The following is a 21,384-nucleotide window of genomic DNA, read 5'->3' on the forward strand; positions in this document are numbered from 1 at the left end:
CGAATTGCTTGATTCATTGAAGAAGACGATAAGAAGCAGCCCGAAATTGGGTCTGTAGCTCAGTTGGTTAGAGCGCACCCCTGATAAGGGTGAGGTCGGCAGTTCGAATCTGCCCAGACCCACCAATTTTGTGTGGGAAACGCCTGTAGAAATACGGGGCCATAGCTCAGCTGGGAGAGCGCCTGCCTTGCACGCAGGAGGTCAACGGTTCGATCCCGTTTGGCTCCACCACTACTGCTTCTGAAAGTTTTGAAAGCTTAGAAATGAGCATTCCATCCAGGTGATGGTGAATGTTGATTTCTAGTCTTTGATTAGATCGTTCTTTAAAAATTTGGGTATGTGATAGAAAGATAGACTGAACGTTACTTTCACTGGTAACGGATCAGGCTAAGGTAAAATTTGTGAGTTACTCGTAATTGAGTATTATCGAATTTTCGGCGAATGTTGTCTTCACAGTATAACCAGATTGCTTGGGGTTATATGGTCAAGTGAAGAAGCGCATACGGTGGATGCCTTGGCAGTCAGAGGCGATGAAAGACGTGGTAGCCTGCGAAAAGCTTCGGGGAGTCGGCAAACAGACTTTGATCCGGAGATGTCTGAATGGGGGAACCCAGCCATCATAAGATGGTTACCTTACACTGAATACATAGGTGTAAGGGGCGAACCAGGGGAACTGAAACATCTAAGTACCCTGAGGAAAAGAAATCAACCGAGATTCCCTTAGTAGTGGCGAGCGAACGGGGACTAGCCCTTAAGTGGCTTTGAGATTAGCGGAACGCTCTGGAAAGTGCGGCCATAGTGGGTGATAGCCCTGTACGCGAAAATCTCTTAGTCATGAAATCGAGTAGGACGGAGCACGAGAAACTTTGTCTGAATATGGGGGGACCATCCTCCAAGGCTAAATACTACTGACTGACCGATAGTGAACTAGTACCGTGAGGGAAAGGCGAAAAGAACCCCGGAGAGGGGAGTGAAATAGATCCTGAAACCGTATGCGTACAAGCAGTGGGAGCAGACTTTGTTCTGTGACTGCGTACCTTTTGTATAATGGGTCAGCGACTTATTTTCAGTGGCGAGCTTAACCGAATAGGGGAGGCGTAGCGAAAGCGAGTCTTAATAGGGCGTCTAGTCGCTGGGAATAGACCCGAAACCGGGCGATCTATCCATGGGCAGGTTGAAGGTTGGGTAACACTAACTGGAGGACCGAACCGACTACCGTTGAAAAGTTAGCGGATGACCTGTGGATCGGAGTGAAAGGCTAATCAAGCTCGGAGATAGCTGGTTCTCCTCGAAAGCTATTTAGGTAGCGCCTCATGTATCACTGTAGGGGGTAGAGCACTGTTTCGGCTAGGGGGTCATCCCGACTTACCAAACCGATGCAAACTCCGAATACCTACAAGTGCCGAGCATGGGAGACACACGGCGGGTGCTAACGTCCGTCGTGAAAAGGGAAACAACCCAGACCGTCAGCTAAGGTCCCAAAGTTATGGTTAAGTGGGAAACGATGTGGGAAGGCTTAGACAGCTAGGAGGTTGGCTTAGAAGCAGCCACCCTTTAAAGAAAGCGTAATAGCTCACTAGTCGAGTCGGCCTGCGCGGAAGATGTAACGGGGCTCAAACCATACACCGAAGCTACGGGTATCACGTAAGTGATGCGGTAGAGGAGCGTTCTGTAAGCCTGTGAAGGTGAGTTGAGAAGCTTGCTGGAGGTATCAGAAGTGCGAATGCTGACATGAGTAACGACAATGGGTGTGAAAAACACCCACGCCGAAAGACCAAGGTTTCCTGCGCAACGTTAATCGACGCAGGGTTAGTCGGTCCCTAAGGCGAGGCTGAAAAGCGTAGTCGATGGAAAACAGGTTAATATTCCTGTACTTCTGGTTATTGCGATGGAGGGACGGAGAAGGCTAGGCCAGCTTGGCGTTGGTTGTCCAAGTTTAAGGTGGTAGGCTGAGATCTTAGGTAAATCCGGGATCTTAAGGCCGAGAGCTGATGACGAGTTAACTTTTAGTTAACGAAGTGGTTGATGCCATGCTTCCAAGAAAAGCTTCTAAGCTTCAGGTAACCAGGAACCGTACCCCAAACCGACACAGGTGGTTGGGTAGAGAATACCAAGGCGCTTGAGAGAACTCGGGTGAAGGAACTAGGCAAAATGGCACCGTAACTTCGGGAGAAGGTGCGCCGGTGAGGGTGAAGGACTTGCTCCGTAAGCTCATGCCGGTCGAAGATACCAGGCCGCTGCGACTGTTTATTAAAAACACAGCACTCTGCAAACACGAAAGTGGACGTATAGGGTGTGACGCCTGCCCGGTGCCGGAAGGTTAATTGATGGGGTTAGCTAACGCGAAGCTCTTGATCGAAGCCCCGGTAAACGGCGGCCGTAACTATAACGGTCCTAAGGTAGCGAAATTCCTTGTCGGGTAAGTTCCGACCTGCACGAATGGCGTAACGATGGCGGCGCTGTCTCCACCCGAGACTCAGTGAAATTGAAATCGCTGTGAAGATGCAGTGTATCCGCGGCTAGACGGAAAGACCCCGTGAACCTTTACTATAGCTTTGCACTGGACTTTGAATTTGCTTGTGTAGGATAGGTGGGAGGCTTTGAAGCGTGGACGCCAGTCTGCGTGGAGCCAACCTTGAAATACCACCCTGGCAACTTTGAGGTTCTAACTCAGGTCCGTTATCCGGATCGAGGACAGTGTATGGTGGGTAGTTTGACTGGGGCGGTCTCCTCCTAAAGAGTAACGGAGGAGTACGAAGGTGCGCTCAGACCGGTCGGAAATCGGTCGTAGAGTATAAAGGCAAAAGCGCGCTTGACTGCGAGACAGACACGTCGAGCAGGTACGAAAGTAGGTCTTAGTGATCCGGTGGTTCTGTATGGAAGGGCCATCGCTCAACGGATAAAAGGTACTCCGGGGATAACAGGCTGATACCGCCCAAGAGTTCATATCGACGGCGGTGTTTGGCACCTCGATGTCGGCTCATCACATCCTGGGGCTGAAGCCGGTCCCAAGGGTATGGCTGTTCGCCATTTAAAGTGGTACGCGAGCTGGGTTTAGAACGTCGTGAGACAGTTCGGTCCCTATCTGCCGTGGACGTTTGAGATTTGAGAGGGGCTGCTCCTAGTACGAGAGGACCGGAGTGGACGAACCTCTGGTGTTCCGGTTGTCACGCCAGTGGCATTGCCGGGTAGCTATGTTCGGAATAGATAACCGCTGAAAGCATCTAAGCGGGAAACTAGCCTCAAGATGAGATCTCACTGGAACCTTGAGTTCCCTGAAGGGCCGTCGAAGACTACGACGTTGATAGGTTGGGTGTGTAAGCGCTGTGAGGCGTTGAGCTAACCAATACTAATTGCCCGTGAGGCTTGACCATATAACACCCAAGCAATTTGCTTGCTTCAAGCTGAAAAGCGAAAGAGCACCAGATTGCGGTGTGTGAAGACGAAATGAACCGAAAGTTCGAATCTCACAAAACACCGAAAGCTGTCACATACCCAATTTGCTGAAGCGAGGCCACATGGTCACGACTCAGTACCCGAATTTCTTGACGACCATAGAGCATTGGAACCACCTGATCCCATCCCGAACTCAGCAGTGAAACGATGCATCGCCGATGGTAGTGTGGGGTTTCCCCATGTGAGAGTAGGTCATCGTCAAGATTAAATTCCAGAGCCCCTGTTTGCTAACGCAAACAGGGGCTTTGTTTTGGGCGGTCGAAAAGCGTAAGTGCAAGCGTGCTGCCGATGGGCGTCGACCATAATGCGTGCTCTCTGATACAGAACTTGTGTATCAGAACTCTCGCTCCTTGATCATCTCAATCAGCGCCCTCGATCCAGCCGGTACATGCCACCGTTGGAGTCCACTCTCCAAGTACACGTATCAGCGCCCCCGCAGCCAGGTCTGCAGCGGCTTCCACTCCGTCAATCCCATCCCCGCCCAACGCTTGGATGAGATAGAAGCGCTGGTAACCGAGCAAGTCGCCGATATCCGGGCGGGCGGCCCTAATATCCTGCCACCAGCATCGGTCCGATGGTCAGCCTCAAGCAGTGGCAGCGGGCGCAGCGATACATTCAGATCGGCATCGAGGAGGGCGCTCACCTATTGGTGGGTGGCCCCGGTTTGCCTGATGGAATCGACGCGGGCTGGTTGATCAGGCCCACCGTCTTCAGTTGCGTTGCCAACCAGCTGACCATCGCTCGTGAGGAGATCTTCGGGCCTGTTCTGTCGATCATCCCCTACGATGACCAGGATGAAGCGCTGACCATCGCCAACGATCGCCCTACGGTCTCCAGGCTTACATTCTGTCCTCAGCCCTGCAAAGAGGCTTCGCGCATCGACGCCGTTCGCGTGTTGATCGATACCCGTGGCCCACGAGCCGCTAGCGCCCTTCGGCGGCTTCAAACAATCAGGTATAGGCCGTGAGTACTGCACACTCGGATTGGAGGCCTTTCCGGAGCCTAAATCCGTGCTCTCCTGACAAAACAGCATGCCGTTGGGGAAATCGATGCAAAGTGTTTCTGCATTTTTGGTATGGTGCAGCACATTTTCACAAGGATTGATTTTTCATCCGCAGGACGCGGCGTCGACCTTCTTCAACGAGATGCTGTAGAAATGCCTGAACCGATACCGATCAAGGATCACGAAAAAGAAAACCGTCTGGTCAACAAGCGCCTGCTTGCCTGCGCGCTGTTGGTCATCGGCATCACCTGCGCTCTGGTGGGCCGCATGTATTTCCTGCAAGTGGTGCAGTACGACTACCACTCCACGATTTCCGAAAACAACCGGGTCCACGTACTGCCGATTACGCCCACGCGCGGGTTGATCTATGACCGCAACGGTGTGGTTTTGGCCGACAACCGTCCCAGCTACAACCTGACGATTACCCGCGAACGCACAACCGACCTCAAGGGTGAGCTGGATGCCATCGTCAACCTGCTGCACCTGCCCGCCGAAGACCGTGCGGTGTTCGACAAGGCGCTGAAGCAGGCTCGTCATCCTTTTGTGCCCGTGACGCTGTTTTACGAATTGACTGAGGAACAGATCGCCGTACTGGCCGTCAACGAATTCCGTTTGCCTGGCGTGGATGTCGAGCCGCAATTCGTCCGTCATTACCCGCTGGGCGCACATTTTGCCCACTCGATCGGCTACGTCGGTCGAATCAATGAAAAAGAATCCAAAGCCCTTGATTCGGTCGAGTACCGAGGTACGCAGTCCATCGGCAAGACCGGTATCGAGCGCTTCTACGAATCCGAACTGCACGGCCATGTCGGTTATGAAGAGGTGGAGACGAATGCGCAAGGCCGCGTACTGCGCGTGCTCAAGCACACCGACCCGATCCCCGGCAAAAACATCGTTCTGAGCCTCGACGTCAAACTCCAGGAGGCGGCGGAAGAAGCCTTAGGCGATCGACGTGGTTCGGTTGTCGCCCTCGATCCACAAACCGGCGAAGTACTGGCGATGGTCAGCAAGCCGAGCTTTGACCCTAACCTGTTCGTGACCGGTATCAGCTTCAAGGAATACGCGGCGCTGCACGACTCAATCGACCGGCCGCTGTTCAACCGTGTGCTGCGCGGGCTTTATGCGCCCGGTTCGACCATCAAGCCGGAAGTGGCCATCGCCGGTCTCGACAGTGGCGTGGTCACCGCACAAACCCGTGTGTTCGACCCCGGTTACTACCAGCTGCCCGATTTTGACCACAAATACCGCAACTGGAACCACAGCGGCGACGGCTGGGTGGACATGGACGCGGCGATCATGCGCTCCAACGACACCTACTTTTACGACCTTGCCCACAAGCTGGGCATCGACCGTCTGCACGATTATCTGGCCGAATTCGGGCTGGGGCAGAAAGTCTCCCTCGACATGTTCGAGGAATCTGCAGGCCTGATGCCGTCCCAGGCGTGGAAGCGCGCGACGCGACGCCAGCCGTGGTTCCCGGGTGAAACGGTGATTCTCGGCATCGGCCAGGGCTATATGCAAGTCACGCCGTTGCAGCTGGCCCAGGCCACCGCATTGATCGCCAACAAAGGCGTCTGGAACCGGCCGCACCTGGCCAAGACCATCAATGGCGTGCCGCCGGTGGATGAAAACCCGATGCCCAACGTGGTCCTCAAGGACCCGCGTGATTGGGAACAGGTCAACCATGGCATGCAACTGGTGATGCACGACCCGCGCGGTATCGCCCGGGCTGCGGCGGTCGGCGCCCAGTATCGCATTGCCGGCAAGAGTGGTACCGCGCAAGTGGTTGCGATCAAGCAAGGTGAGCGTTACAACCGGAACAAAACCCTGGAACGCCATCGCGATAATGCTTTGTTCGTCGGCTTCGCGCCGGCCGAACATCCGAAAATCGTGATCTCGGTAATGATCGAAAACGGTGAAGCCGGCGGCCGTGTGGCAGGCCCTGTTGTGCGGCAAATCATGGATGCCTGGCTGCTCGACCAGGAAGGCCATCTAAAGCCGCAGTATGCGACCCCGGCCAAGGCGCCCGGAGATCCACACGTCTAAGTCAAACCTTCCATTCGTCCCAGTGCTCTACGCTTTCATAGGCAAGCCAGGGCACATCATGGGCCGTCCAGATGTGCGAGGTGGGCCGTACGCCCGGATCATCATCCAGCGTCGCCACTCGCACAATCACATGGGGCTGGTGCCTACGCTCAGCCATCAGATGTGAGCCGCATCGCGAGCAGAAATGCCTGAATTTGCCCGGCGAAGATTCAAGCGACGACAGCAGCGCTTCGCCCCGTGTCCAGCGGAAATGTTCGCGCATCACCCCGGCCGTGGCCACGAACGCTGCTGCATGCACCTTGCGGCAGCTGTCGCAGTGGCAGTGGCTGATAGGCATATCCAGGCTGTCCACTTGGTAGCACACAGCTTTGCAAAAGCAACTTCCATTCAACGGGTCAGTCATAAACGTATTGCCTGATCAAGGATGGGGTCATCATCATCGCGCACACGCCAAGGTTGCGCATTGGTCGATGTCGCCTACTGTCAATGGAGGAGGTGACTTATGCACGTATTAGATCGCATCGAACGAAAAGTCCTGCTCAATGCTTCACGTAAACAGGTGTGGGAAGCCCTCACGGATGCCGAGCAATTCGGCAGTTGGTTCGGTATCGCCCTGAAGGGTAAAACCTTTGCTGCCGGGGAAACCCTCGAAGCCCCCATCACCTACCCAGGCTATGAACATGTGGTGTGGAAGGCCAAAATCGAAAGGGTCCTGCCACAAACCCTGTTTTCCTTCTGGTGGCATCCTTATGCGGTCGAGGAGGGTGTCGACTACGACAGCGAAACGCCTACCCTGGTGGAGTTCACCATCGAAGATCGGGCGCCAGGTATTTTGCTGAGGGTGGTTGAATCCGGGTTTGATGCGGTGCCCGAGGCCCGACGCCAGAAGGCCTTCAAGATGAATTCCCGTGGCTGGGATGAACAAATGAACAACATCGAAACCTATCTCGCCCAGGCGCGCCGCGCCTGACCCAACCGGGCATCTTGATGATGCCCGTGTTCGTCGCTGTCAGCCTTCGTGAGTTGTGGTGATTTCCAGGGTATCGGTGAAGGTCACCAGCACACTTTGCCCGACCTTGAGGTCTTTGAGGCCGGCACGGATCTCCGGTTTTTCAACGTTCAGCACTTTCGTCGCACCGGTAGGGTTTTCCAGGGTCACCTGGTTTTTGTTCAGGTCGATATGGGTAATCTTCAACTGCACCTGGATCTGCCGGAAAGCGGCACCGCCGGGGTGCGGGTTATCAGCCGTGGCACGCACCACGCCGGTACTTTCGCTTGAGTCCGGGGCACTTTTATCCACGTCGGTGTCGAGTACCGCAGCCACCGAATGGGTGGTCAGCACTTTCACTTGATCGCCAACCTTGAGGTTGGCCAAGTCCTTGGCGTCATCACTGAGTTGCACATGCACCGGGTTACCTTCGGCACCTGCCAGCACCACCTGGTGCGTGGCGGCATTGACCGACAGCACCCTGGTGGTCACTTCATCGGCTTCAAGGGATTTGGACAGCGGGATGTCGGCGGCATAAGCGGCAAGGTTGCCGGCGCACACCAGGGTGACCAGAGCAAGGGCCTGGCGCACGGAGCGGGGTACATTCATTGAAGGGACTTCCATGTGAGAGAAGCCCTTGAGTCTAGTGGCGAGTCAGCGGTGCGCAAATTCGCTGACCCTCCACGTTGTAACTTTAGAAATCCACCGTCGCCGACAACTTAGCCACCCGCGGATCACCCTGGGTCAGATAGCCACCCAGCGCAGATTCCCAATACTTGGTATTGGCCACGTTCTCCACGGTTGCGCCCAACGTCACATCACGCTGCGCCACCTTGAAGTTGTAGCGCGCACCCACATCGAAGCGATTCCAGGCCGGCAGGCTCAGGTTGTTCGCTGCATCGGCGTACTGGCCGCCGGTGCGCAGCATGCGGCCGTTGACGCTTACGCCTTGCAGGCCCGGCACATCCCAATCCACCCCGGCGTTGAGCTGAAACGACGGCACGCCAATCGCACGGTTGCCGTCATTGGCGCCGTTTGCCGTGCCGTTGACTTCAGTGTGAATAATCGTCGCGCCGCCCAGCAGACGCAGGCCGCTGACCGGTTCACCGAAGACGTTCAGCTCAACGCCCTTGTTGACTTGCTCGCCCTGGAAGACATAGGTGGCGGTGCCGTCCGCATTCAGCTGGGAGTAACCTTGAGTCGGCTGTTCAATGCGGTACACGCCCAGTGTCGCTCCGTAGGTGCCCATATCAACCTTGACGCCTGCTTCGGTCTGTTTCGAGCGGGCCGGTGCGAAGGTCTGGTTGGCGTTGGTCACGCTGGTAGCGCTGCCAAACGTGCTCGGAGCGGTCGGCCCCGAAGCCAGGCCTTCAATGTGGTTGGCATACAGCGAAACATGGTCCCAAGGCTTGAACACCAAGCCATACACCGGCGTGGTGATGCCCTTGGCGTAATTGGCAGTGCGCGTGCCGGTGCCGTACGCATAGCCTTGAACCACCAGTTCCTGGCGACGCAGACCGGCCGTGAACAGCAGGCGGTCATCCATAAAGCCGAAGGTGTCCGATACCGCAGCGCTGCGGGCGAAGGTCTTGGCGGTAATGCCTGGGTCGTTCAGGTCGCTGCCGGAGGTGAAACCGCCTTTGGCCGGTGCAGACACGCTGGCCGGACTGTAGATATTGGTTGGCTGGCTGCCGGCGGCAAAGTCGAAGGCGTTACGGGTCTGGGTCCAGATGCCGGTCAGGCCCAGGTTCAACTTGTGGCTGACAGCGCCGGTCTGGAACTTGCCGTTCAGGCCGGCCATCAGGCTGGTGTTGTCTTCCTGGTGCGCGATGTTCGAGCCGCTGACCGTGGCATTGCCCAATGCGTCGTTCAGGGTGACCGACGAGTAGCGCCCCAGTTCGTTGGTGTGCTTGGCACCGCCGGCAACGTAGGCGGTCCAGTTGTCGTTGAGGTCGTACTCGCCGCGCAACATGCCGAACGTGTCTTCGAGGCTGGTGGTGCCCCAGTTCGGCGCGTAGTTGGTGTCGGCAGACGGGGCGTTGGGGATGTGGGTCAGCCCACTGCCGAGCAGCACCGTATTGCGCCCGCCGTTCACTTGCTGCTTCTGATACACAAAGTCCCCCGACAGGCGCAGCGCATCGCCGCGGTAATCGAGGCCGACCGAGAACAGTTTTGAGCGCTGGTTCTCGTCGTCAACGGCCGTATCGCCTTCACGCTGGGACAGGTTTACCCGCGCACCAAAGCGGTTGTCCTCGCCAAAACGCTGGCCGATGTCGAGGTGTTCACCCACCCGGCCATCACTGCTGATGTCGGTGCTGAAACGGCGCAACGGCACATCATCGGCGCGCTTGGGCTGCAGGTTCACGCCGCCGCCAATGCCGGAGCCGCCGGGCGTTACACCGTTGATGAACGCGTTGGGCCCCTTGAACACTTCAACCCGTTCCAGGGCGTCGGTGGACATGATCTGGCGCGGCAGGATGCCGTACAAACCGTTGAAGGAAATGTCGTCGCCATTGAGCGGCAGGCCGCGAATCACAAAGGCCTGGGCCTGGTTCGCGTAGCCCGATGCCTGGCGCACCGACGAGTCGTTGAGCAGCACATCGCCGACGGTTTGCGCCTGCTGGTCGCGAATCAATTTCTCGGTGTAGGAGGACATGCTGAATGGCACGTCCATGATGTCCTGGTTGCCCAGCACACCCAGTTGCCCGCCGCGTGCAACCTGGCCACCGGCGTAAACCGGCGGTAACGCGTTTGGCGCGGGCGCGTCGGCGTTGATGTTGGTGGCACCCAGTTCCAGTGTGTTGCCGTCCTGATGGTTATTCGCATCCTGCGGGGTGACTGGGGTTGCAGCATGAGCAGCAAGGCTCACGGAGCAGCAAAGGGCGAGCAGGGTAGGGCGAAACGGCACACAAAGTCGGGTACGGAAGGGCATGGTCGATCCTGACGGCGAACCGTCAATGTGAGGAAAAGGGCAACAACGTTGCGCTTCCTCGCTGCGCGGATACGACTCCGGTGCGAATGATAGTGATTGTTATTAATGTTCTGCAACAAATTTGTGAGATTGCGGTCTGCGTGCGCGTTAACGTGCCGCGTTTACGCGGATGCCGAGTAGAATCACGCCCTGAAAGCGATTCCTGAGGTGCGGCACGGTGGATTTACAGCAGGGTTTTGTCCTGACCCGGCATTGGCGCGACACGGCGGCGGGTACGGAGGTCAGCTTCTGGCTGGCGACCGACCAGGGCCCTCGGTGCGTGCGCCTACCCGTGCAAACCTCGGTGATGTTTATTCCCGAGGCCTATCGCAAACAGCTCGACTGGTTGCTCCAGGGCGAGCGCGATATCGAACTGCGTCCGCTGCAGCTGTGTGATTTCCATCACCGTCCGGTGTTGGGCCTCTACACGCGCCAGCACCGCCAGCTGATAGACCTGGAAAAACGCCTGCGCGCCGCCGGCGTCGATGTCTACGAAGGCGATGTCCGCCCGCCCGAGCGCTACATGATGGAGCGCTTCATCACCGCTCCCGTGTGGTTCGGCGGCACACCAGACGCCAACGACGTGCTGATCGATGCGCAGATGAAACCCGCACCCGACTACCGCCCGCCGCTGAAACTGGTGTCGCTGGACATCGAAACCACCGCCCAGGGCGATCTTTATTCCATCGCCCTCGAAGGCTGCGGCGAGCGCCAGGTGTACATGCTCGGCCCGCCGAATAAAACCGACGCGGTGGACTTCAAGCTCGACTATTGCGACAGCCGCGCGCAACTGCTCGAGCGCCTCAACCAATGGCTCGCCACCTACGACCCCGATGCGATCATCGGCTGGAACGTGGTGCAGTTCGACCTGCGCGTGCTCCACGAACATGCCCAGCGCCTCAACGTGCCGCTGCTGCTTGGCCGTGGCGGCGAAGCCATGGCTTGGCGCGAACACGGCAGCCGCAATCACTATTTCGCGGCGGCAGCGGGGCGGTTGATTATCGACGGCATTGAAGCCCTGCGTTCGGCCACCTGGAGCTTTGAGTCCTTCAGTCTGGAGAACGTCGCGCAAACCTTGCTCGGCGAGGGCAAGGACATCTCCACGCCGTACCAGCGCATGGACGAAATCAACCGCATGTTCGCCGAGGACAAGCCTGCGCTGGCGCGCTACAACCTCAAGGACTGCGAGCTGGTCACGCGCATTTTCGAGAAGACCGAGTTGCTCAAGTTCCTGCTGGAGCGGGCCAGCGTCACCGGGCTGCCGGCCGACCGCAACGGCGGCTCGGTCGCCGCGTTTACCCACCTGTACATGCCGTTGATGCACCGCCAGGGCTTTGTCGCGCCAAACCTGGGCGACAAGCCGCCCCAGGCCAGCCCCGGCGGTTTTGTCATGGACTCGCGTCCCGGCCTGTATGAGTCGGTGTTGGTGCTCGACTACAAAAGCCTTTACCCGTCGATCATCCGCAGCTTCCTGATCGACCCGGTGGGCCTGATCGAAGGCCTCAAGCACCCCGAAGCGAGTGAGTCGGTGGAAGGCTTTCGCGGCGCGCGGTTCTCGCGAACCCGGCACTGCCTGCCCTCCATCGTCACGCGTGTTTCCGAAGGCCGTGAAGCGGCCAAACGCGAGCACAACGCGCCGCTGTCCCAGGCGCTGAAAATCATCATGAACGCCTTCTACGGTGTGCTCGGCTCCAGCGGTTGCCGCTTCTTCGACACGCGCCTGGCGTCCTCGATCACGATGCGCGGGCACCAGATCATGCGCCAGACCCGCGAACTGGTTGAGGCCAAGGGCTATGAGGTGATCTACGGCGACACCGACTCCACCTTCGTCTGGCTCGGCAGCGCGCATTCGGCGGATGACGCCAGCCGCATCGGCCGGCAACTGGTGCAGCACGTCAACGACTGGTGGCGTGCGCATTTGCACAGCGAATACGGCCTGCAAAGCGCCTTGGAACTGCAATACGAAACCCACTTCAGCCGCTTCCTCATGCCGACCATCCGCGGCGCAGAGGAGGGCAGTAAAAAGCGTTACGCCGGCTTGGTCGTGCACGCCGATGGCCGCGAAGACATGGTCTACAAAGGCCTCGAAACCGTGCGCAGCGACTGGTCACCGCTGGCCCGGCAATTTCAGCAGGAACTCTACCAGCGCATCTTCCACCGCCAGCCCCATCAGGACTACGTGCGTGACTACGTGCGCCGCACCCTGAGCGGCGAACTCGACGACCTGCTGATCTACCGCAAACGGCTGCGCCGCCAGTTGGACGACTACGAGCGCAACGTCCCGCCGCATGTGCGCGCCGCCCGCCTGGCAGATGAATACAACGACCGCCTGGGACGCCCGCGCCAGTACCAGCGTGGCGGTTGGATCAGCTATGTGATCAGCGTCAACGGCCCGGAACCGCTGGAAGTGCGGCAGGCGCCGATCGACTACGACCACTACGTCACTCGGCAATTGCAGCCGGTGGCCGACGCGATTCTGCCGTTCGTGAACGATGATTTTGGCACCCTGGTCGGCGGGCAGATGGGCCTGTTCTAAAACGCTTGCCTGGATGGGATCAGAGCCTGCACTCTTGGCCTCTGACGACCATCCTCCAACGGCGCAGCTCTTCATGACTCAGATCACTTTGACCGGCAGCTCGGTCGAACTCCAACCCTTGCAACGTGAACATGCCGCCGCGCTGGTCCAGGCTGCCGCCGACGGTGAATTGTGGAACCTTAAAGTCACCAACGTGCCGGGTCCCGAGACCGTCGACACGTACATCAACGTCGCCCTCGCCGGGCGTGAGGCCGGCAGCATGATCCCGTTCGCGATCGTGCGTCGCGACACGGGTCAGGTAGTCGGCAGCACGCGGTTCTGGAAAGTCGACCGGGTGAATCGCAAGCTTGAAATCGGCCACACCTTCCTGGCGCAATCCACACAAAAAAGCGGCGTCAACACCGAAGCCAAGCTCCTACTGCTGACCTACGCTTTTGAAGTGCTCGACTGCGTACGTGTGCAATTCACCACCGACGAACTCAACGAAAAATCCCGCGCCGCGATCCTGCGCCTCGGCGCCGTACAAGAAGGCATCGTGCGCCACGAACGCATCATGCCCGACGGACGCAAGCGCAACTCGGTGCGCTTTAGCATCATCGATTCGGAATGGCCGCAGGTGAAGGCCAACTTGCAGGCCAAATTGCTGCGCTAAGGAGCAAACGCCCATGTACACGCTTTACGGCATTGATGAATCCGGCTCCTGCATGATCGAAATCGCCCTGCAACGTTGCGCGGTGCCGTGGCGTCGCATCGACGCCAGTTCCTGGGCAGATGGCGAGGGCAGTGAAGCCCTCGCGCGCATCAACCCGCTCAAACAAATCCCCACGCTGGTCACGCCCGATGGTCAGGTGCTGACCGAAAGCGCCGCCACCCTGATCCACCTGGGCCTGGAGTTTCCCGCCTCGGATCTCCTTGCCGGCAACCGCGCCCAGATCCTGCGCGGCCTGGTGTACATCGCTGCCAATTGCTACTCGGCCATCGGCATCATTGACTACCCGCAACGCTGGCTGGGCAACGCCGATGAAGCGGCGCAGACGCAATTGACCACCGGCACGCGGCGCTATCTGCACCATGCGTGGGTGGTGTTCGCCCAGCAGTTCGCCGACCAGTTGTTCGCCCCCAATCAGGTGCCGAACGCACTGGGCATCATGGCCGCAGCCGTGTCGCGTTGGGACGCGGCGCGCGAGGTGTTGAGCAACCTGGCGCCCGGCTTTGCCCAGACGTTGGCGCAAGTGGATGCCGACCCTGTCGTGGCGCCCGTGTTTGCGCGGCATTGGCCGGAATGGGGCGTCTCTTAATGTTTCCGCAATCAGAAGAAACAATCACCGTGGCACGCGCCCAACCCCTTGCGTAGCAGGCTTCCTGACCTACGCTTCTTAACGAGGTGTAGGAATCATCCTTGAAATTGACTGTCGCAGACATGAAACTCAAGAACCCTGCATGGAATTCAAAGGAGGTGCGCATGCTCATCCGGTCGCTGACCCTGGCTACCTTGATGGCTTTTACGGGGCCGCTGTTGGCCGCGGATGATATCAACCCGCTCAAGCAGGACTTGGGCAAGTCGCGTCCGCTGGTGGTGGTGGAACTTGACTCCGGAAACGAAGCATTGGCGAACCTGAAAAAACAGCTGGATGAGCCTGCCAACAAGCAGTCCTTTGAAGAGCGCAGCATGGTGTTCTACACCGTGAAGTTCGGCAGCATCGGTGCCGAAGGCGAGAAATTTGCCAAGGACGCCAAGGACAACAAAAAGCTCACTCCGCCTGAAACCAACGCGCTGATCCGTGCCCTCAAGCTCGGCGCCGGCAGTGGCACCAAAGTGATTTTGGTCGGCAAGGACGGCGAGAAGAAACTCGAAAAAACCGTGCCGCCGGATACCCTCGACCTGAAGGAATTCTTCAGCGCCATCGACCAGATGCCCATGGCTGAAAAAGAGCTTGCCGCGCCTGCAGAGCCAGAACCCGCCGCGCCCGCCAAAGGCGCAAAAGCGGCCAAGCCCGCAAAAGCCGGCAGCAAGGCCGCCGCGCCACAACTTGATGATTGAACCTACATAACCCCTGTGGGAGCGGGCTTGCCCGCGATGACGGAATGTCAGTCAAAACACCTTTGAATGACCCACCGCTATCGCGAGCAAACCCCCTCCCACAGGGGTTAGTGGTTTTCTGAAGGTTTGACGGCTTTGCGCACCGGAAACGGAAAGTAGAAAAACCGCAGGAACGCCACCCGCTTGATCACTTCCCCGATCATCAACGGCACCACCACCGCCACCACCAGGCCCACACACGCCGCCAGAAGCGAATGCAGGCCCAGGCGTTCGAGCAGGTCGACAGTCTTGTGCTGGATTTCGCCATGGAAGATCAACAGGATCAGGGTCGACTGACCGATGTAGGTCATCGCCCGAGTGAGCAGGGCCGACACCATCAGTACCCGCGCCAGTGCCCAGCATCCGTACACGCCGATCACCGCCAGCACGCTGGTCCACAGCCAGCTGTCGTAGCGACGTTGCGCCAGGTCCATGGTGTCCCACGTGGGAATGAACACCGCAGCAAACAACAGGACCGAGACCAGGCACGTCAGCCACGATCCCGAATGTGTACGCAACCAATCGCGTGCCAGGTAGCCGACGATGAAGTAGGTGCTGCTGATCAAGGTGATATCCAGGCTGAACGGCAGCCCCGGCAGCACCCAGTGGTGACCGCCGAGCGTCACCGGCAATTGCCAGAACAACGGCAGCAGCCAAACCCCGAGAAGCAGTTGCGCCGCGATCAGCACGCCGGTCACCCACAACGACAGCTTCAGGCGCTGGATCAACCGCAGCATCACCCAACTGAACAGAATCGCCACCCAGAAGTGCGGCAGGAACCACATGGCCTGCCACGGAATGGTGTCCACCGAGGCATACAGCACGCCGCCGATATCCGGCAGCAGCGGCTGGCCGCGCAGCAGGGCGCGCACGATGACATACACCAGCATGGTGAAGAAAAACGGCTTGAGCAGCCCGTCAGCCTTGCGCACCGCCATCTCCACGAACGGTTGCTCGGGTTTGAAGAGCACGCCAGAGAGGAAAAAGAACACCGGCAAGATGAACGAAGCGAGGATCGGATACAGCAGGTCCGGCGAGGTCGCCACGAACCAACTGTGGGCAAACACGATCACCAGGATGCCGATGCCCCTGGCGATATCCATCTGAATCCAACGATGCTTCATCTGACTATTCCCGATCGGTCGTTCACGCCTTGCGCCACGGCTTCAGCCACAGCCCCATGCCCAGCAACATCACCATGCCCGCCAGGGTACTGAGCCCCAGCTGCAGCCATACGCCTTGAATTGGAAACAACACCCACGCTGCCACGCCCATCACCACCGCACTGAGCAGCCAATGCCGCGCCCACGCCAGGGCGTCGAGCAACCCCTGGCGCTGCATCAGCAGCAAGGCCGTGCAGATCACCCCGGCCAGCGCGGCCAGCGGTATACCCGCCAGGCCAAACACAAAGGGCAGGGCGCCCAGCAGCAGCACATTGACCAGGCTGCCGAGCAATTCACAACGCAGCGGCTGGCGCGTGTCGCCAGCCGCGTAGGCATAGCGTGCGAGCAGGGCGTTCCAGGCGCCGAACACCAGCGGCACGGCAAACCATGCCAGCAACAACGGCAGCGGCGAATCCGCCGATTGCTTGGGCAACAGCAACGCCACCAGGCTTGGCGCCGCGGCCACCAGGCCGACGCCTGCCGGCAGTGTCAGCACGCTGGCGGTCTCCAGGCCGCGCTTGAGCAGGGCCAGGCGCTCATCGCCCTGGCGCCGGCTCATCATGCCCAGCAGCACCTGGTTAAGGCTCATCAGCGCGATCAACGGCAGGTTCATCAGCTTGCGGGCGAGGTTGACCCAGGTCACCGCCCCTTCGCCGAGCAGCGACGCCACCAGTCGCTCGATCAGCGCCAAGCCCTGGCTGGCGCCATTGCTCAACAGCAGGGGGCCGATGCGCTGGCCCAGTTCGCGCAGCGGCGTAAAGCTCAGCTGCCAGCGCCACGGCCGCCAGCCCTGGCGCCAGATCGAGGGCAGCAACGCCAACGGCATCAACAGGCTGCCGGCCAGGCAGGCGAGCGCCAGAGAATGAGGTTGGGTGGCCGTGCCCGCCACGGCGAGGTACGTCACCGGCGGCAGGTTGAACAGCAGCGACCCCAGCCCCGCCAGCACAAAACGTTCGCTGGCCTGCAACGGAATACTGAACAGCGCATGCAGCATCAAACCCGGCACGCACCAGGCAACGATCTGCAGATTGCTGGCCGCCAGTGCGGTGGCGCTGGCGGCCAGCCCCGGGCCGAGCAACTGCACCAGCCACGGCGCCAACAGCGTCAGCAGCAGGCTGGTGACCAACGCAATCAGCATCAAGGCCGGAAACAGCACCGCCAGCCAATTCAGACGCTCGTCGTCCTTGCGTTGCAGGTACAGCGGCAGCGCGGCGGCGCTCAATACGCCACCGGCCAACGACATGCGCAACGCCTCCGGCAAAAACAGCGCGATCAGGAACGCATCACTGCGCTCGCCCGCGCCCCAGGCGGCCACCAGCAGCCACTCGCGGGCGAACCCCAGGCACAGGCCCAGCAGGGTCGCAAGCGTCAGCCAGACGGCGGAGCCAAGCATGATTAAAGCCGTGCGCCGTCAAGGGCCGGCTTGCGGTAAGCCACTGTCTTGACTTGCGGCAGACGCGCCGGGAACAGCCGGCGGGCCTCCAGGACATTGAGGCCGACCATCAGCCAGAACAGCGCCACCATCACCACGGCAAAGCTGAAGTAGTGGTCAAACAACCCGCTGACCAGCGCCGACAGAATCCCGGCAGTGCTGCCCAGCCACAGCGCGTTGTCTTTGGTCAGGCGGATCGGGCCTTTTTGCGGGCGTGCTTCACGCCACCAGCGCACGGTCACGGCGATAAACAACAGCATGCCGACAATGCCGGTCTTGTAGATGAAGTTCAGCCACAGGTTGGAGATGCCCAGTAAATGCGTGCCTGGCACTGGCGGGTCGACCTTGAAGCCGATGCCGAACGGGTAAGAAGCCACGGCCTGCGGGAACATGCGGTATTCGTCGAAACGTATTTCGGTACTGGCGTTGTCCGATGAAAAAATCGTCGCCAGGCGATCCTGCAACGGCGGGTAGGCCATCACCAGCGCAACCGTCAGTGCCGCACCGATCATCAACAGCCTGCCGGTGTAGGGCACACGCCGCGTCGCCATCCAGATCAGCACCAGCGCCAGGCTGACCATCGCGCCACGGCTACTGGCCAACAGCAAGGCGGCGGCGCCAAGGCACGCCACGCCCAGGCCCAGTCCGCGCTTCCAGCCTTGTTCGGTCATGCCGTAGCAGAACGCCAACGGCAGCAGCAGCGCCATGATCCCGCCGATGGCATTCGGGTGCATCCACGGCGAGCCCATGCGCGATGACATCGCCTCCAGGCCGAATTTCAACATGTCGAAGTTGCCGTAGTTGAACAGCGCCAGGATCGGCGCAATGCCCGCCCCCGAACGCGTGCGCACAAACACCGCAATCGACAGCACCAGCATCGCCAGCGTGCCCAGCAGCAAGGCGATCACCAGTGATTCGCGGTGTTTGTAGTCGGTCAGCAACTTGGCGCAGAGGTACACCGCCGACAGGCTCAGCAACCAGCGCAGCCAGTTGGCCACGCCGCTGGTGTCGGCGTGGATGGTGACCTGGCCGACGATAAACGGGAACACACTGAACAGCATCAGCCACAGCAGCATCTGGTCGGTGGGGCGGCGCGACAGGCTCGGCGTGTCGGGCACGCGCGACAGAAAACTGTGCCACAGCACCGCGCCCCAGGTCAGCGCCAGGATCGCCTCGCTCACCGTACTGCGAATGCCCAGGTTGATGGTCGAGTACGGCATGAAGGTCGCGACGCCGGCGAACAGCAGCAAGCCCCAGAACGGGAAGCGCAGGATCGTCACCGCCGCGGCCAGGCCGATCACGGCGAGAAATGCCTTGGCCGGTGACAGCATCAGGGCCAGCGCGCCGAACAGCAGGCCGAACAGGATCGCGACGAGGCTTGCCAGGGAGAGTCTCATTTCAATTCCTCGATCAGTTCAGCCAGGCGCTGGCGATAGGCCTGATGGTTGAAGCGTTGCGCCCATTGTGTGCGTTGTTCGGGTGATTCTTCAGCCGGGCGATCCGCCAGCGCCAGCATCAATTGCACCAGCGCCGGGCCGTCGGTGGGCGAGAAGCGAGGAGCAGACGGCGGGGTGATTTCATCCAGCGAGGTGCCGCTGGCCACGGCCACTGGCGTGCCGACGCTCAGGGCTTCGATGACGGGTAGACCAAAACCTTCCGCATAGGACGGCTGCCACAGGCGCGAGGCCTGGCGGTACAGCGCGTGCAACTCGGCATCCGAGACACCGCTCAAGGCGCGAATGCCCGGCAGGTTGCGTTGGGTTTCGGGTAAATGCTCAAGGCTGCCCACCAGCACCAACGCCGGCACGGCGGGTGACAGGCTGCGGGCCTGCTGCCAGGCGTCGACCAGAAACGGCACGTTCTTGCGCAACTCACGCGTGCCCACCAGCAGCCAGTAATGCTCGGGCAGCTCACGGGCCGTCAGGTCTGCCGCCAGCTCGACAAAGCTGTCGACTTGATTGGGCAGTACGCGAACCTTGCCCGCCGCCTTGGGAAACAGCCGCGCGGTTTCATCGGCGCTGTACTGTGACGGCGTCCACACGCGGTCGGCGCTGTGCACCGCGTACGCAATCGAAAGCCGATCGCTGGTCTTGTAGATCAGCGCTTTGAGGCGGTTGGCGTGGTAGTTGTTCAACGTGATCTGGAACAGGTCATGCAACAGCACGACGGTGCGCAAACCTTTGGGCTTGGGTGGCAACGGCAGGCCCATATTGAACGTGCTGATGTACAGGTCGATCTGTTGTTCACGCAAGGCTGTTGGCAGAAAACCGGCCTCGAAGCGCAGCCGATTGTGCGGCTGGTGCATCGCCGTTTTCGCGCAGCCCCAGGCCGGGCAGTGCGCCTGCAAGCGGGTTTCATCACCCAGCGGCGCCACGGTAAACCGCGCCAGTTCCACACCCGGCAGCGTGCGCAGGGCATTTTCCAGGGCGTACACCTGGCGGCTGATCCCCGATTGCGGCGAGGTGCCGACGGTGCGGTAATCCAGGCCTATACGCATGCGGGCTCCTTTTGATTGAGCGGCGCGAGCGTCGCGTACACCTGTTCCAGCTGGCTGGCGGCCACGCTCCAGTCATGCGCCCGGCGTACATAGGCGCGGCCCGCTTCGCCCATGGGCGCGGCGGCGTCGGGAAATTGCAGCAGGCGTACCACGGCGTCCGCCAGGCTGTCGGCGGTTTGCCCACCGAGGTAATCCAGGCCTTCAATCAGGTCCAGGCCCGACACGCCTTGTTCGGTACTCGCCAAGGGCAACCCGGCAGCCAGGGCTTCGAGCACTTTGAGCTTGGAACCGCCGCCGTGGCGCAACGGCGCCAGAAACACCGAACAACTTGATTGCAGGTTCAACAGGTTCGGGACAAACCCTTGCCACTCGATGCGCGGGTCCTTCCAACGCTCGCGCCAACTGCCGGGCATGCCAAACCCGCACACGCTCATACGCGCATCCGGGCAGCGCGCCCAGACCTTGGGCAGGATTTCATCCAGGGCCCACTCGATGGCGTCCACGTTGGGCGCGTATTCATAGTTGCCCAGAAACAGCACGCGGCGCGTCGATGGGTCGGGTCGGGCGGCGGCGAAGTGATCGCAGTCCACACCGTTGACCACCACCGGCACCGGTTTGCCGGCGATCCCGGCCAGCACCTGGGCATCGCTTTCGGTCACCGCCACCACCTGCGCGGCCTGGCGCATCACGCGGTGTTCCCAGCGGCTGTAGCGCCATTGGTCGTAGCGAATGAAGGGCAGCGCCCAGCGCGGCAGGCGGTCGTAAGTGGCCGCGCCCAGCGCCGATTCAACGTTATGTTCGGTCAGCACGAACGGCTGCGATTGGCGCGCCAGGGCATCTTCATAAGGCTGGAACGTGTAGGTGTGCTCGATCTGCACCACATCCCAATGCTCTTTGAGCAATTGATTGAACGTGTCCTGCAGCACGCCCGACAGACCGTTGACGCTGGCCAGCAGTGGGTACGGTGCAAACAGGCCGGCCAGCAGGGTTTTCGCACTGCGCAGTGGACGGCGCGGCAGTACGATCACCTGCTCGAGGAAGGCCTCCAGCACTTGGCGATCGGTCAGCGACACCGGGTTTTTATCATGCAGCAGCAAGGTGATTCGATGCCCACGCGCGGCCAGGCTGCGCAGCAGATGAAACTGGCGCGTCTTGCCGCCGCTGGTGGCGGGCCAGGGCGAGTAGGGCAGGATCCATAAAATGCGCATGGCG

The 21,384-nt window shown here is 59.9% G+C and carries 16 protein-coding genes, 2 tRNA genes and 2 rRNA genes; 12 read left to right on the forward strand and 8 right to left on the reverse strand.

Annotated features, from left to right (window positions below; all coding sequences use genetic code 11):
• Positions 1-48 precede the first annotated feature (48 nt).
• The 7 genes from AB5I78_RS10250 to mrdA all read left to right on the forward strand — a co-directional run bounded on the left by AB5I78_RS10250 (position 49) and on the right by mrdA (position 6,505).
• A tRNA-Ile gene (locus AB5I78_RS10250) sits at positions 49-125 on the forward strand.
• A gap of 30 nt (positions 126-155) precedes the next feature.
• A tRNA-Ala gene (locus AB5I78_RS10255) sits at positions 156-231 on the forward strand.
• Positions 232-482: 251 nt separating this feature from the next.
• Positions 483-3,374, forward strand: a 23S ribosomal RNA gene (locus AB5I78_RS10260).
• Positions 3,375-3,544: 170 nt separating this feature from the next.
• Positions 3,545-3,660 (forward strand): 5S ribosomal RNA (gene rrf, locus AB5I78_RS10265).
• Between the two features lie 370 nt (positions 3,661-4,030).
• Positions 4,031-4,423, forward strand: a complete 393-nt coding sequence (locus tag AB5I78_RS10270; protein ID WP_369303301.1) for an aldehyde dehydrogenase family protein — start codon at positions 4,031-4,033, stop codon at positions 4,421-4,423.
• Positions 4,413-4,478, forward strand: a complete 66-nt coding sequence (locus tag AB5I78_RS10275) for a hypothetical protein (protein ID WP_369303337.1) — start codon at positions 4,413-4,415, stop codon at positions 4,476-4,478. The genes AB5I78_RS10270 and AB5I78_RS10275 overlap by 11 nt, the downstream gene beginning before the upstream one ends.
• A gap of 134 nt (positions 4,479-4,612) precedes the next feature.
• A complete protein-coding gene (gene mrdA / locus AB5I78_RS10280; RefSeq protein WP_106580023.1) occupies positions 4,613-6,505 on the forward strand; it encodes a penicillin-binding protein 2 in 1,893 nt (630 codons plus the stop codon).
• 1 nt (position 6,506) lies between these two features.
• Here the strand turns inward: mrdA and AB5I78_RS10285 are convergent, their stop codons facing one another.
• The gene (locus AB5I78_RS10285) at positions 6,507-6,908 is read right to left on the reverse strand and encodes a GFA family protein (RefSeq protein ID WP_369303302.1); all 402 of its coding nucleotides are present in this window, start codon (positions 6,906-6,908) and stop codon (positions 6,507-6,509) included.
• A 99-nt stretch (positions 6,909-7,007) separates the two neighbouring features.
• Between AB5I78_RS10285 and AB5I78_RS10290 the strand changes: the two genes are divergently transcribed.
• The gene (locus AB5I78_RS10290; protein ID WP_369303303.1) at positions 7,008-7,475 is read left to right on the forward strand and encodes an SRPBCC family protein; all 468 of its coding nucleotides are present in this window, start codon (positions 7,008-7,010) and stop codon (positions 7,473-7,475) included.
• Positions 7,476-7,514: 39 nt separating this feature from the next.
• Here AB5I78_RS10290 and AB5I78_RS10295 read toward each other — a convergent pair whose 3' ends face one another.
• Both AB5I78_RS10295 and AB5I78_RS10300 read right to left on the reverse strand, forming a co-directional pair.
• The gene (locus AB5I78_RS10295) at positions 7,515-8,102 is read right to left on the reverse strand and encodes a hypothetical protein (RefSeq protein ID WP_369303304.1); all 588 of its coding nucleotides are present in this window, start codon (positions 8,100-8,102) and stop codon (positions 7,515-7,517) included.
• Positions 8,103-8,187: 85 nt separating this feature from the next.
• Positions 8,188-10,425 (reverse strand): TonB-dependent receptor, encoded by a 2,238-nt coding sequence (locus AB5I78_RS10300; protein ID WP_369303305.1) that lies wholly within the window; start codon positions 10,423-10,425, stop codon positions 8,188-8,190.
• Between the two features lie 217 nt (positions 10,426-10,642).
• On the opposite strand from AB5I78_RS10300, the gene AB5I78_RS10305 reads away from it, so the two are divergent.
• The 4 genes from AB5I78_RS10305 to AB5I78_RS10320 all read left to right on the forward strand — a co-directional run bounded on the left by AB5I78_RS10305 (position 10,643) and on the right by AB5I78_RS10320 (position 15,041).
• Positions 10,643-13,000 (forward strand): DNA polymerase II, encoded by a 2,358-nt coding sequence (locus tag AB5I78_RS10305; RefSeq protein WP_369303306.1) that lies wholly within the window; start codon positions 10,643-10,645, stop codon positions 12,998-13,000.
• Between the two features lie 73 nt (positions 13,001-13,073).
• Complete coding sequence (locus tag AB5I78_RS10310) at positions 13,074-13,652, forward strand: GNAT family N-acetyltransferase (RefSeq protein ID WP_242201665.1); 579 nt, start codon at positions 13,074-13,076, stop codon at positions 13,650-13,652.
• 13 nt (positions 13,653-13,665) lie between these two features.
• A complete protein-coding gene (locus tag AB5I78_RS10315) occupies positions 13,666-14,298 on the forward strand; it encodes a glutathione S-transferase (RefSeq protein ID WP_369303307.1) in 633 nt (210 codons plus the stop codon).
• Positions 14,299-14,462: 164 nt separating this feature from the next.
• Positions 14,463-15,041, forward strand: coding sequence for a DUF4174 domain-containing protein (locus AB5I78_RS10320; RefSeq protein WP_106580031.1), 579 nt, complete (start codon positions 14,463-14,465; stop codon positions 15,039-15,041).
• 107 nt (positions 15,042-15,148) lie between these two features.
• Here the strand turns inward: AB5I78_RS10320 and AB5I78_RS10325 are convergent, their stop codons facing one another.
• From AB5I78_RS10325 to AB5I78_RS10345, 5 genes are read right to left on the reverse strand one after another with little or no spacing between them, the layout of a single operon-like run.
• A complete protein-coding gene (locus AB5I78_RS10325; RefSeq protein WP_262206291.1) occupies positions 15,149-16,204 on the reverse strand; it encodes an acyltransferase family protein in 1,056 nt (351 codons plus the stop codon).
• A gap of 22 nt (positions 16,205-16,226) precedes the next feature.
• Entirely contained in the window at positions 16,227-17,636 is a 1,410-nt protein-coding gene (gene murJ, locus AB5I78_RS10330; protein ID WP_242201659.1) for a murein biosynthesis integral membrane protein MurJ, read from the reverse strand.
• A gap of 2 nt (positions 17,637-17,638) precedes the next feature.
• Positions 17,639-19,072: an O-antigen ligase gene (locus tag AB5I78_RS10335; protein ID WP_145163270.1), complete on the reverse strand. Its 1,434-nt coding sequence runs from the start codon at positions 19,070-19,072 to the stop codon at positions 17,639-17,641.
• Positions 19,069-20,172, reverse strand: coding sequence for a glycosyltransferase family 4 protein (locus AB5I78_RS10340; protein ID WP_369303308.1), 1,104 nt, complete (start codon positions 20,170-20,172; stop codon positions 19,069-19,071). The genes AB5I78_RS10335 and AB5I78_RS10340 overlap by 4 nt, the downstream gene beginning before the upstream one ends.
• Complete coding sequence (locus AB5I78_RS10345; RefSeq protein WP_369303309.1) at positions 20,163-21,380, reverse strand: glycosyltransferase family 4 protein; 1,218 nt, start codon at positions 21,378-21,380, stop codon at positions 20,163-20,165. The genes AB5I78_RS10340 and AB5I78_RS10345 overlap by 10 nt, the downstream gene beginning before the upstream one ends.
• Positions 21,381-21,384 lie beyond the last annotated feature (4 nt).

The organism is Pseudomonas sp. N2-3-1-14 (genome assembly GCF_041228395.1).
Taxonomy (GTDB): domain Bacteria; phylum Pseudomonadota; class Gammaproteobacteria; order Pseudomonadales; family Pseudomonadaceae; genus Aquipseudomonas.